Consider the following 11956-nt stretch of genomic DNA (forward strand, 5'->3'; position numbering starts at 1 on the left):
GGAGGTTAGCTAAACTTTGTCTTTCCAGGTGTAGCAATAGGAGGCCCATCTATGTTAAGTTCCCAATTATAAGACGATAACTCCGGGCCAAGACTTTCTTTCGAATTTATTACTTGATCAAAGGTTAGGTTTTGACCTGTATAGCCTGCCATGCGTGCCCAAATAGCCAGTAATGTGCTGTTGGTCATCCACTCGCCATCATTGATCGGTTTGTTGCTTCTGATTGCAGCGAACAGCTCATCATGTTGCGTTTGGTACATATTGTTTTTTGCTCCGGTGTAATTCCAGTCCATTTTTCCAGTTATTGTATGTTTTCCGCCAATGATGACTTCTGCCGCACCTTCTGATCCTAACATGCTTACTGAGTTTCTAGGGGTGGCTCCGGCTTGTTGTCTACAGAAGTGTGTTCCTATAGCTCCATTTGCGTACTTAAATTCTATTGCAAAATGGTCGTAGATATTCCCATATTTTGAATCTACACGGACTTGTCTGCCGCCTGTACCCATCGCTGAAATAGGCATGACGTCACCCATGGCCCAAGACATCATATCTAAACTGTGTACCGCTTGTTCTACTATAAAATCACCTGAAAGCCAGTTGTAATAAAACCAGTTTCTCATTTGTTGGGTCATTTTATTCCATTCTGGACGTGGGTCAATATAGGTCGCTTCGCCACCATAGCGAAACGTACTAACTGATTTTACCTGACCTATTGCTCCCTCTAAAACTTTAGTAAATGTCGCTCGGTTTGGAAGATCATAACGGAAACAGAAGCCAGAAACAAGTGATAAGTTTAATTCTTTTGCTTTTTTTACAGACTGTAACACGCTATGTAGTCCTGGTACGTCAACGGCCATAGGTTTTTCACAAAAGATGTGTTTTTTTGCGTTAACAGCAGCTTTTAAATGCAGTGGTCTAAATGCCGGCGGAGAGGTTAATAATACCACGTCTACATCACTATTGATGACTTTTTCGAAGGAATCGAAACCTAAGAACTTGTTGTTTTTGTCGACTTTTACCTGTTTTGGACGAACCTCCATCAAAGCGGCATAGGATTCGTCCATGCGGTCCTGAAAAACGTCTGCCATAGCGGTAATTTGACAATTTGGATCGGCCTGTAAAGCTTGGATTGCAGCGCCCGTGCCTCTACCGCCGCATCCTATAAGTCCTACTTTAATGATTTGATCTTTTGATTGGTTTGTAAAGGATAACAACGAAGAGGTTGGGAGGGCACTTCCGAGGGCAATGATACTGGATTTTTTTAGGAATGATCTCCTTGAGTTGTGTCCTGGGCGGTTATCGGAATTAAATGACATATTGTATTTTATGTTTATAAATGAATATAATGGTGTTAAGTTGGTAACTGGTGTAACATCTATTTCATATTGGTTTAAAAAAGATCGCTACTTATTCACGAAATACAGAAGTTGATTTTCGATGTTCTATTTTACAGTCTAAAAAATAAGTTTCAAATTCGAAATAATTTTTTTTATTTCTATTTTTTAACATCTCTAGCAGTAGCTCAACGGATCTATCCGCCATAAGACGTGTTGGTTGGGTAATAGTTGTCAAGGATGGGTTTAAGCTATTCGCAAAAGGTGTGTTGCTGAAGCCGATTAAATTCATATTTTCTGGAATCTTTACAGCTAACTTATTTAAAATATGTAAGACCTTTAATGATAAAGTGTCCGTGGTCGATAGGAGTGCATCTGGAGGTATGGGGTTGCTTAATAAGCTGCTTATTTTTCTTTCGAGCTCTTCATCAATGTCATCTTTAGGACTTGAATAAGATATTTCTACAATATTTTGTTCGTTATAAGGAATTGAGCAATTGAAGAGTGCATCTTTGTAGCCTTTGATTCTGCTGGTATTACCTCCAATGTCTTTGCACAGCAGTAAAATGATGTTTTTGCGACCATTTTTTATCATTTCTTCTGTCGCTTGATAGATAACCTTGTTATTTTGTATGCCGATTTTAAAGGTGTCAAGTTGGTGATTTATTCTGTCAAAAATAATGATCGGGCATATCTGCTCCATGATATACATCAACAAAGATAAGCTGGAGTCATTTTTTACGGGTGAAATGATGATACCATCAATATTACTTTGTACGCAGAGTTCCAGTGCTTCTTTTTCTTTTTTTTCATCGTTGAACGTCTGGAGTAAGATTAACTGATAATTTGTTTGGGATAATATCAGGGAGATTTCTTCGTAGAAATCGAAGAAGAACGAGCTTGAAATAAAAGGGACGATAATAGCCAGTGTATTTGAGCGTCCAGTTTTTAGACTTTTAGCTGAAAAGTTTGGTATATAGTTAATCTTCTGTGTGTAAGCTAAAATCATTTTTTTTGTTTCCGCACTGATTTCATGACTATCATTAAGCGCCTTGGAAATAGTTCCCGGTGACAGGTTTAATTGCTTTCCAATCTCTTTTAAGGTAATTCTTTTCATGTTCTCTTTCCTCTCCATTTCTTATCATTGTTCATGCGCTATTCGCTATTGAATAGGGCATGATTTATTTTTATGAATGCTGCTTCGCAGGTTTAATTGTACTCAGATGATGAATTATTAAATTATAAAGATAACATAAAAAAGAGGTTTTCAAATGGAGTTTGCAAAAACCGGTAGTAATTCAATGTAAAAGACTTATCTATGGGAGTTGAGGAGGAGGATCTAGATAAAAGGAGGTCGAAGTGGAAAATGAACAGAGGGTCTGGAATCTTTCAATTTTCATGAAAGATTCCTTCCTGCATATTATTTAGACCCGCCGAAAAGCTTACTGATTAGCCAGATGACAAGCGCAACGACAACAACAACGATGAGTATACCTGTCCAAACACCGGCTTTAAAAATACTCTCTATCACAGAGCAACTTGTCATTAATAATAGCGTACTTGACATCAAGGAGAAAGGCACTATTTTTTTCATAATGGATCTATTATTTGTTTTCTATATAATAACGACAATTTAAAATGCAAATAGTTTTCAATATATCTCGCGAATAGCTCAGTTTTATGGTTTCTGTGCACCTTACTGAGTCTCCTATGGATCGAATTTGGCTAGCCATTCTTTCCAATTCCTTTAGTTATTCAACGTGAATATAGCATTCTGGAGAGTCTAATGGGGGTTGGTCGAGTTGTTAGAGGGGTTAAACTTGAATCGGCTCCTGTATTAGCTTAAGAGGTATTGATCACTTTAAAAGGGCCGGAAGTACGCTGGGGCTTTCGATAAAACTCAAGTTAAATAGTCGAGTAGCTAAGTTTTTTGAAAAAATTGATGTTACCGATATTTTAATAAGTTGATGTGGGAAATTTGGGTAATTTAGAAAAATAATACAAGATGGGAAGGAGCATGGAAGCCTTAAATCTGTTGATGATTATCTGCAAAGAAATAATGTGAGTATGGATGTAAATTATAGATAAAATCTAATGAATTTAAAATCATTTATAAATAGAGAAATTTTGCGAATAGAAAATGATCTAAATATTGGTTTACTTAAATCAGGTGTAGAATCATTAGTAAAGAAAGAGGTGATTTATGGAAAAAAGAACAACTTTATACTTCATTCGCTCGAAGGAGGTAAAAAAGAAATATTTACGTTTTCTATATCATATACGTTTAAAGAGGATGTAGAGGATGAGAATGGACAGCGACCTAATGATATAACTTTAAGCATCATACTGCAAATCGATGATGATAAGAGTTATAAACTTAATCGAGAAATTATTTTTGGAACTGGGATGGATGATATTGAGTTCGAAGTGATAGAAATATCTGACATAACCAATGTTAGCTTTGAACAAAGGTTCAATTTTGATGAACTTAGGAGTGTTTTTGAAGTAAGTGTTGTGAGTTTTATTAAGTTACTACAGCTCGAACTCTGAGCTGTCTAAACAAAAAAAAGCTAATCTTGCGATTAGTTTTTTTTTGGGGTGATCCCGCTGGGATTGGCTCAGTCCCACAGTTCCCGAGCATATTCTTGAGCCCCATTGGATCGAACCTGGCCGACCCTTCTTTAGAATCCTAGTATCCTTAAACAAGAAAAGCTAATCTTGCGACTAGCTTTTTTCTTTTGGTGATCCCGCTGGGATTCGAACCCAGGACCCATACATTAAAAGTGTATTGCTCTACCAGCTGAGCTACGGAATCCTTTCTATTTTTGAAAGTGATGCAAAGGTATAATTTCTTTCGATATGCTCCAAATTATTGGTTTTAAAATTTGCTTTATCGGCGGTAACTGTCTAATAAATAAAAAGATTATTTTTTACTAGCCCCTCTTTTTTGCATGAATTATCCTGTTAGCACCATTGATATCCTTGATAAGCTGAACCTGATCGAAGCCTTTTTTCTCTATGAGTTCCTTTGTTTCCGGTCCCAGGTATTGATTAATCTCAAAATAAAGATCGCCATTAGGTACCAAATGTTTTAATGCAAAAGAGGAAATTACATCATAAAAGATCAATGGTGCACTTTCTTCAATGAATAAAGCGAGCTCAGGTTCGTAAGCTATTACGTTCTGTTGCATATACTGTTTTTCATTTGGCGTAATATAGGGGGGATTGGAGACGATAATATCGTATCGTTGGTCTGAAAAAACGTAATCCCATTCTAAAATATCGGCATTGATGAAATGAATGGTTTCCCCTAGTCGTTGCGCATTTTTTTTGGCGGTATTGATGGCTTCTTTGGAAATATCCACTGTGGCCACCTGGGCCTGATTTAGGTGCTTTGATAAAATAATAGGAATGCACCCCGAACCAGTTCCAATATCAATGACCTTTAACCCAAATGAGCTAGCGTGTTTTTTTATGATTAAATCAACAAGTTCCTCTGTTTCTTGTCTCGGTATCAGAACCGATTCATTTACTTCGAAAAATTCCCCATAAAAATCGGCCTTACTTAAAATATATTGAATAGGCTTGTTTTTTTTGAGATCCTGAACGATGTCCCGAAAGCGAATAGCATCCAATTCTGATACTAAATCCCCTTTTTTCAATTGATATCCTATTCTTTTTATACCCAATAGTTCTTCCACAACAAGTAGAAATATGGATTTTATTTCGTCCTTGTCATATATGGAATTTAATTCATGTTGAAACGTTAATTCGAAATCTTGAAGTATTCTCATGCGTCAAAGGTACGATTTTCATAGATTTGCATTATGAATATGCACAGGCAATATATGCAACGCTGCTTGGATCTCGCTCAGCTAGGAGCCGGATCTGTCAGCCCCAACCCCATGGTGGGTGCAGTTATCGTTCATGACGACCAAATTATAGGGGAGGGGTATACTTCCCCTTACGGAGGTCCTCATGCTGAAGTGAATGCTGTTAGTCAGGTGTTGGACAGGTACGGTGATACGGCAAAAGAATTATTGGCTGCAAGTACATTTTATGTAAGTCTTGAGCCTTGTGCACATTATGGTAAGACACCGCCTTGTGCGAATATGATCGCTGACCTAAAACCGCTGAAGGTTTTTATAGCTTGTTTGGATCCTTATGCAAAGGTCAATGGGAAAGGTATTGAAATACTAAAAGAGGCTGGTATTGAGGTTGAAATTGGGCTTTTAGAGAAAGAAGCGATCTGGCTCAACCGCCGTTTTTTTACACGAATTAGTCAACACCGCCCTTATGTTATTTTAAAATGGGCCCAATCTAAAGATGGCTTGATAGGTCAAGAGGATAAACAGGTTTGGATTAGCAACGCAGCTAGCCAACAATTGACTCATCGCTGGCGCGCAGAAGAGGATGCAATTTTAGTAGGGACAAATACTGCCCGGATTGACAATCCCAGTTTGACCGTTAGGCATTGGAAAGGTAAAAATCCAATCCGTGTGTTGATAGATCGAGATTTGGTCATTTCACCTGCGGCTAAGATTTTTGATGAAAAAGCTGATACCATTGTGTTTAATGCAAAAAAAACTGACTGGCAAGGCCATATTAAACATATTGAACTTGAAAACTATGGTCTCTATTTACCACAAAGCATTCTTTATCAATTGTACCTGATGGATGTGCAGTCTATTATCATTGAAGGCGGAGCGAAGACCCTACAAACATTTATTGATGCTGGTCTCTGGGATGAAGCAAGGGTATTTCAATCTGAGAAAGAACTGTATACTGGTATATCTGCTCCAAAATTAAATGGTAGGGTTCTTGAAAAACAAATGATTTCCAACGATTTGCTTGTAGTTTATGTGAAATGATTCCGATAAATTGTATATTTAGGAAATTATAAACCTTTGATCTGCAGGATCTAATTTTTTAGAATACAATTATGGTGGTGACAGAAAACTTAATGCAGTTTATCTGGAAACTACGGCTATTCAATACAATAGGATTGCTATCTAGTGATGGAGAGCCGTTGACTGTGATAAACCTTGGTCAGCATAACCTGAACGCTGGGCCAGATTTTTTAATGTCTCATATCAGACTTGGAGACAAGGAATGGCATGGAAATATTGAAGTTCATATTCGTTCGTCGGACTGGGATCGACACCAGCATCAGGATGATGTTGCTTATAATAATGTCATACTTCATGTTGTTTGGATAAATGATAAAATCATACACCGCAGGGATGGAAGTTTTATTCCGACGATCTTGCTTTCGGAATATGTAGATCCGCATTTACTCAATAAATATTCGACGATGATGAATGCGACAAACTGGATTCCTTGTCAGTCACAGCTTAGTTCTGTTGATTCGTTAAAGAAGACGATGTGGTTGGATGCCTTGTCTTATGAGCGCTTGGAAATGAAAGTTCAGGTGATCTTTGATTTGTTGGCTGATTATGAAAATGATTGGGAGAAGGTTTTCTGGATCTGGATGTGTAGATGCATGGGGCTAAAGGTGAATGCTGAAGTATTTCAGGAGCTTGGAGAGAAGCTTCCATTGACCTTATTACATAAATATCGTTCTGATATATTGAAGGTGGAAGCGATTTTTTTTGGAACGGGTGGCGTTTTACCCAGTGAAGGAGATGATGAATACGCTAATTCACTCTACAAAGAGTTTATTTATCAGCAGCGTATTCATGAAATTGTAGTGGTAAACGGGGGATGGAAAAAGTTGAGAATGAGACCTTATAATTTTCCTGAAATTCGAATCGCGCAGTTGGTCGCGTTGTTTAGTCAGAAATCATTAAGTCTTTCAACTATTTTAAGCTTAGAGAATGTTGAGGATGCAAGATCGTTGTTTAGTATAGAACCGTTAAATGAATATTGGAAGTGTCGTTTTTCATTAGGAGGAAAGGCGTCCATTGAACATTCTGGGAAAATAGGAAAAGGTACAATTGATATTCTCCTTGTTAATGCAGTAGTACTCTTTCTTTTTGCTTATGGGAAGTATTATAGGATAGAGAAATATATCGACAGAGCTATCCACTTTATGGAGACGCTACCTGCTGAAAAAAATACGATCGTAAAACGGTTTGAAGAATTCGAATGGGCTGCTGAAAATGCCTCTCAAAGCCAGGCAATATTACAGTTGAAGAAATTATACTGCGACAAGAAGCAATGTCTTCATTGTAGGATTGGTGCCGAAATTTTGAGAAGCGGTTAATTCGCAAGTATTTCGGCGATTTCTTTATATCCTTTTTCCAAAGCGAGGTCTGCTGGTGTAAATCCTGCTAGGTTGACAATTTGGGTGTCTGCGCCGAATTCCAATAAGGCTACAATGAAGTCGATATTTCCATGTTGGGCAGCAAAATGTAATGCAGTTTCACCTGTTGCTTGGACTGCATTAACATCAGCATCGGCTTCAATAAGCATTTTACCGATTTCCTCATTATTATTTGATGCAGCAATATGTAGGGGGTAAGCAAGCTGTTCGTTTCTACTAGCAACATTTGGGTTTACTTTCTTGGATAATAATAGACGGACGATATCAGCTTTGTTGAAATAGGTTGCAAGTGTCAACGGTGTAAAACCATGGGAAGACCATTCGTTGACAACAGATGGTGCCTGTTGGATAATTGCTTCCACGTAAGCGGTTAATCCTGCAGCACAGGCCTCGTGGATGGTCATCGACTTGGTGTGTTGTAAAAGTATCCGGATAATTTGCGGTTTGTTATAATAACATGCTAATAATAAGGGGGAAATGCCATGGCTGGTTGTCTCTTGTAATAATTCAGGGTTTCCGATCAATAATAGATCGATGTCGTGACTTTTTCCTTCTTCAATATATTGCTCTAAAACAGAAAGATTCATTTTCAAATATAATTGCGTAACTATTCCACTAAAATAGGTTTTATTAATGAAAATAACTGTTTGAATAGCGAATTTATTTCCCAAATCAGCGTGCTGTAAATGGCCGGGAGATAAAATTTTAGAATAATTGGGATGGGAATAGGACTGAAATGGGCATTTTTTGGAAAATTTATATACACAAATGTGTAGTAATTCATAGAATATTTTTGAAAATTAAAAAGTAGATGTACTTTTGTTAAGCCCCTCCCAAGGGCATGTTTTTCATAGGTAGATGTAGGGTCGAGTGTTTCTCACTTCGACCCTTTTTTTATAGCTTTGTTTTATATTTAAAGGAAATGTCCAAAAGAAAGATTGTTGTTGCTATTACAGGAGCTAGCGGCTCTATATATGCGAAGTTGTTGCTGGAAAAACTGAATTCACTAAAATCTCAGCTAGCTGAGGTCGGGATTGTGATGTCAAATAATGCGAAGGATGTGTGGCGGGCTGAATTGGGAGACGAGAGCTATCAAGATGTGCCTTTCAAGTTCTACGATAAAAATGATTTTTTTGCGCCATTTGCATCGGGTTCGGCGCGTTTTGACACTATGATTGTCTGTCCTTGTTCTATGGGAACCCTTTCAAGAATTGCCTATGGAACTTCTTCAGATCTTACTACCCGTGCAGCGGATGTGATGTTAAAGGAAAGACGAAAGCTTATTTTGGTTACGCGGGAGACACCATTAAGTATTATCCATATTCAGAATATGAAACTGGTTACGGAGGCTGGTGGAATTATTTGTCCCGCTTCTCCATCTTTCTATAGCCTGCCAAAAACTTTGGAGGAGTTGGCTGAGACTGTGGTCGATCGCATTTTAAGTTTAGCGAGATTTGATTTTAAACATTATCAGTGGGGAGAAAATTCCTAGGGAATGTTCACTGAAATCTATTTTTAGTGTTCTATAATAAAATTGTATTTTGTAACTTTGTTTCTCGAAATGAAGCAATCAAAAGCATCACGCGAAAAATCCGTTTATAGCTATACAATTTATAGCGATAAATTCGTTTTTTGTTTATCATCATGGAACACGCTACATGCTTCAACAGACAATTTGTATCCTATTAATTTCAATCACATTCATATATGAAAAGCTTATTGATTACTTCTGTTAAAGTAATTTTGCCGGGTAACGAATATCATCAGCAGACTGTTGATGTATTTATCGAAAAAGGCAAGATTGCACAGATTGGAAAAACCATCAAAGTAGCTGATAAAAACGTAGAGACAATCGATGGAACAGGTAAGATTTTATCGCCTGGATTTTTCGATTTGCACGCCAATTTTGGGGAGCCGGGCTTAGAGACAAAAGAAGATATCCGAACAGGAACGGCCGCCGCCGCTGCTGGAGGTTTTACTGCCGTGGCAGTGATGCCGAATACTGAACCCGCAATTCAAAGTCGTTCTGAGGTGGCGCTTGTCGTTAATGCCGCAAAAGGGAATATTGTCGATGTACATCCCATTGGTGCTATTAGTAAGAAGCGTGAGGGCAAAGAAATGGCCGAGCTGTACGATATGAAGCAAAATGGGGCTGTTGCATTCAGTGATGGAAATAAGAGCGTGCAACAAGCTGGATTAATGAGTAGAGCTTTGTTGTATGCAAAAGGATTTGAAGGACTGATCTTTTCACATGCTGAAGATGAGTCTATGGCAGGGGGGAATAAAATGAATGAGGGCACAATGAGCACTTATTTGGGAATGAAAGGAATTCCTAATCTCGCGGAATCATTGATGGTTTCACGCGATCTTTATCTAGCCGAATATACAGAAGCTCCAATCCATTTTGCATCGATCAGTACACCCGAAGCTGTAGATTTAATTAAAAAAGCGAAAGCCAAGGGTCTTCGGGTAACTTGTGATGTAGCCGCACATCAATTGGTATTTACGGATGAGGATATCGTTGGTTTTGATAGCAATTATAAAGTAAGCCCACCATTGAGGACCAAAGCCGATGCGAAAGCGTTGATAAAAGGTGTAAAGGATGGTGTAATAGATGCGGTGGTATCACAACATACTCCACAGGAAATAGAATATAAAAATGTGGAATTTCATATTGCTAAAAACGGTATTATCGGATTACAAACAGTATTGCCGTTGTTAGTTCGTGCCGGACTAAATGATGAGCAGATTGTAAACAGTCTCGCTGTTAGACCAAGACAAATTCTTGGCTTAGCTATTCCGCAGATTAAAGAAGGTGCTATCGCAAATCTAGTTTTGTTTGATCTTGCGAAATCTTGGAATTTCGATGAAAAGACAAATAGATCCAAATCAAAAAATTCTCCACTATTCGGGCAGACTTTAAAGGGGGCTGTCGAATTGGTTATCAATAATAATCAAATCATTAAAAACGATTAAACCATGGAAGCAAATATAAAAGCTGCTGTAGAAGCGGGTGTTTTAAATTATGGAAAGGTTGATGGGATTTCCACCGCCCCAGAATTTCTAGAGAAACTGATCCAAGTATTCAATACAGATGCGACTTATCTGGAGAAATTGGAGTTGCTAGACCAGTCTTTTGACGACTATCCTTTGTTTGATGAACTTCGTGAAGTCTATGTCGACTTATTATTGATGAATTTCTTTTCTAGTGATGTACTCAAGCTTGAGGATGACTACTTGGATTCTGAAGAATGGGAAGCCATTGAAGATGAAACGATAGACCGTGGAACGGAGTTACTGAATATTTTCCTTTATTTAGGTGAATGCAAAGATGACGAGATCGAGCCTGAACTAGATGATTTCTTAAAAGAGTTTTTACTGGTTGATGAAGATGAGTTTCAAGATGAACATGAAATTTATGAGGATATCATTGCTAACCAGATTTTGGTAGATAGTCCCTATGCTGAAATTGCAAAAGTGTCTAAGGGAATTAATCCTCGAAGCGAAGTTTATGAATTGTTCTATCCGGTAATGAGTTTCTTTGGTGAATTGAAACCAGATGATAAGCAATTTGAGGAGTACACTGCTGCGTCAAGCAATAAAGCATTTGATTTGGCGCTCTACAAAGTTCTTAGTACTTATTATAGTAAATAATTATGGCAGATTCAATCAACCCCAGTAATGCCGGATTCGATGCAGTAATTGACAAGAAGAAGAGTATTATCTATGGCATTGTTTTAGGCGTGATTTCCTTCGTTCTTGGACTGATCGTTCTTTTTGTTGTTAAGGACCTGAATTCCTTCTGGGGAGTTATGTCTATGTCCTTTATTGTCAATACAGGCATTTTTGTTATTATCTCTGCACTATTTTCTTTTTCTCTTAGAAAAGCAAATGGTGGTTATTGGAGTTTTTCCATAGCGCTCAAATCCATCTTTATGATGTTGGCTATCTCGACGATTATTTCTACTATAGGGACGCAGGTGTATGTTAACTTTGTGAATCCGACTTTGCAGGAAAAAGTCGTCACGCACACCATCAATGTGACCATTGAATATATGGAAAAGAATAATGTACCTGATGAGGTCATAGATTCAAAAATTGCGGAATTGGAAAAACAAGTTGATGCGATTGGAAAGATAACCTTGGGTCAAATCTTTAAGGGTTTGGCTATCACACTGTTATTTCAGTTTGTGTTTGCATTGTTGTTATCGGCGCTCTCAAAAAGAGAAAAGCCAGCATTTGTGCAGCAAAGTAATTAGGTTTTATAAAATAAAATATAGTCTACAAGGTATTGCTGAGAAAAGTAATACCTTTGTTTGTATTAAAATAGTACATT

12 protein-coding genes and 1 tRNA gene are annotated in these 11956 nt (G+C 37.7%); 7 read left to right on the forward strand and 6 right to left on the reverse strand.

Annotated elements, in window-relative coordinates; translation table 11 throughout:
• Window positions 1-5: 5 nt before the first annotated feature.
• From LC454_RS02090 to LC454_RS02100, 3 genes are all read right to left on the reverse strand, one after another.
• Window positions 6-1316, reverse strand: coding sequence for a Gfo/Idh/MocA family protein (locus LC454_RS02090; protein ID WP_223578707.1), 1311 nt, complete (start codon window positions 1314-1316; stop codon window positions 6-8).
• A 91-nt stretch (window positions 1317-1407) separates the two neighbouring features.
• The gene (locus LC454_RS02095) at window positions 1408-2451 is read right to left on the reverse strand and encodes a LacI family DNA-binding transcriptional regulator (protein WP_223578709.1); all 1044 of its coding nucleotides are present in this window, start codon (window positions 2449-2451) and stop codon (window positions 1408-1410) included.
• Window positions 2452-2754: 303 nt separating this feature from the next.
• Window positions 2755-2928, reverse strand: coding sequence for a hypothetical protein (locus tag LC454_RS02100; protein ID WP_208642464.1), 174 nt, complete (start codon window positions 2926-2928; stop codon window positions 2755-2757).
• A gap of 500 nt (window positions 2929-3428) precedes the next feature.
• Between LC454_RS02100 and LC454_RS02105 the strand changes: the two genes are divergently transcribed.
• Window positions 3429-3884: a hypothetical protein gene (locus LC454_RS02105; RefSeq protein WP_223578711.1), complete on the forward strand. Its 456-nt coding sequence runs from the start codon at window positions 3429-3431 to the stop codon at window positions 3882-3884.
• 189 nt (window positions 3885-4073) lie between these two features.
• Here the strand turns inward: LC454_RS02105 and LC454_RS02110 are convergent.
• Together LC454_RS02110 and prmC are read right to left on the reverse strand one after the other, a co-directional pair.
• Window positions 4074-4149: transfer RNA gene (locus LC454_RS02110), tRNA-Lys, on the reverse strand.
• Between the two features lie 118 nt (window positions 4150-4267).
• Complete coding sequence (gene prmC / locus LC454_RS02115) at window positions 4268-5128, reverse strand: peptide chain release factor N(5)-glutamine methyltransferase (protein ID WP_223578713.1); 861 nt, start codon at window positions 5126-5128, stop codon at window positions 4268-4270.
• A gap of 33 nt (window positions 5129-5161) precedes the next feature.
• Between prmC and ribD the strand changes: the two genes are divergently transcribed.
• Together ribD and LC454_RS02125 are read left to right on the forward strand one after the other, a co-directional pair.
• Window positions 5162-6205 (forward strand): bifunctional diaminohydroxyphosphoribosylaminopyrimidine deaminase/5-amino-6-(5-phosphoribosylamino)uracil reductase RibD, encoded by a 1044-nt coding sequence (gene ribD / locus LC454_RS02120; RefSeq protein ID WP_223578715.1) that lies wholly within the window; start codon window positions 5162-5164, stop codon window positions 6203-6205.
• Window positions 6206-6276: 71 nt separating this feature from the next.
• Complete coding sequence (locus LC454_RS02125) at window positions 6277-7560, forward strand: DUF2851 family protein (protein WP_223578717.1); 1284 nt, start codon at window positions 6277-6279, stop codon at window positions 7558-7560.
• Here LC454_RS02125 and LC454_RS02130 read toward each other — a convergent pair.
• A complete protein-coding gene (locus tag LC454_RS02130) occupies window positions 7557-8207 on the reverse strand; it encodes an ankyrin repeat domain-containing protein (protein ID WP_223578719.1) in 651 nt (216 codons plus the stop codon). The genes LC454_RS02125 and LC454_RS02130 overlap by 4 nt on opposite strands.
• A 335-nt stretch (window positions 8208-8542) precedes the next feature.
• On the opposite strand from LC454_RS02130, the gene LC454_RS02135 reads away from it, so the two are divergent.
• The 4 genes from LC454_RS02135 to LC454_RS02150 all read left to right on the forward strand — a co-directional run bounded on the left by LC454_RS02135 (window position 8543) and on the right by LC454_RS02150 (window position 11879).
• A complete protein-coding gene (locus LC454_RS02135) occupies window positions 8543-9112 on the forward strand; it encodes a UbiX family flavin prenyltransferase (protein ID WP_223578721.1) in 570 nt (189 codons plus the stop codon).
• Window positions 9113-9327: 215 nt separating this feature from the next.
• On the forward strand, window positions 9328-10596 hold the full coding sequence (locus LC454_RS02140) for a dihydroorotase (protein WP_223578722.1): 1269 nt from the start codon (window positions 9328-9330) through the stop codon (window positions 10594-10596).
• 3 nt (window positions 10597-10599) lie between these two features.
• Window positions 10600-11274: a hypothetical protein gene (locus LC454_RS02145; RefSeq protein ID WP_223578731.1), complete on the forward strand. Its 675-nt coding sequence runs from the start codon at window positions 10600-10602 to the stop codon at window positions 11272-11274.
• A 2-nt stretch (window positions 11275-11276) separates the two neighbouring features.
• A complete protein-coding gene (locus LC454_RS02150) occupies window positions 11277-11879 on the forward strand; it encodes a DUF4199 domain-containing protein (protein ID WP_120258390.1) in 603 nt (200 codons plus the stop codon).
• Window positions 11880-11956: the final 77 nt, after the last annotated feature.

This window comes from Sphingobacterium sp. GVS05A (genome assembly GCF_019969845.1).
Taxonomy (GTDB): Bacteria; Bacteroidota; Bacteroidia; order Sphingobacteriales; family Sphingobacteriaceae; genus Sphingobacterium.

Bases quoted from the DNA above. Each gene is read 5' to 3' on its own strand.
- LC454_RS02095 (WP_223578709.1), bottom strand. From the start codon at position 2,451: ATGAAAAGAATTACCTTAAAAGAGATTGGAAAGCAATTAAACCTGTCA.
- LC454_RS02135 (WP_223578721.1), top strand. From the start codon at position 8,543: ATGTCCAAAAGAAAGATTGTTGTTGCTATTACAGGAGCTAGCGGCTCT.
- LC454_RS02100 (WP_208642464.1), bottom strand. From the start codon at position 2,928: ATGAAAAAAATAGTGCCTTTCTCCTTGATGTCAAGTACGCTATTATTA.
- LC454_RS02145 (WP_223578731.1), top strand. From the start codon at position 10,600: ATGGAAGCAAATATAAAAGCTGCTGTAGAAGCGGGTGTTTTAAATTAT.
- LC454_RS02125 (WP_223578717.1), top strand. From the start codon at position 6,277: ATGGTGGTGACAGAAAACTTAATGCAGTTTATCTGGAAACTACGGCTA.
- LC454_RS02105 (WP_223578711.1), top strand. From the start codon at position 3,429: ATGAATTTAAAATCATTTATAAATAGAGAAATTTTGCGAATAGAAAAT.
- LC454_RS02130 (WP_223578719.1), bottom strand. From the start codon at position 8,207: ATGAATCTTTCTGTTTTAGAGCAATATATTGAAGAAGGAAAAAGTCAC.
- prmC (WP_223578713.1), bottom strand. From the start codon at position 5,128: ATGAGAATACTTCAAGATTTCGAATTAACGTTTCAACATGAATTAAAT.
- LC454_RS02140 (WP_223578722.1), top strand. From the start codon at position 9,328: ATGAAAAGCTTATTGATTACTTCTGTTAAAGTAATTTTGCCGGGTAAC.
- LC454_RS02090 (WP_223578707.1), bottom strand. From the start codon at position 1,316: ATGTCATTTAATTCCGATAACCGCCCAGGACACAACTCAAGGAGATCA.
- LC454_RS02150 (WP_120258390.1), top strand. From the start codon at position 11,277: ATGGCAGATTCAATCAACCCCAGTAATGCCGGATTCGATGCAGTAATT.
- ribD (WP_223578715.1), top strand. From the start codon at position 5,162: ATGAATATGCACAGGCAATATATGCAACGCTGCTTGGATCTCGCTCAG.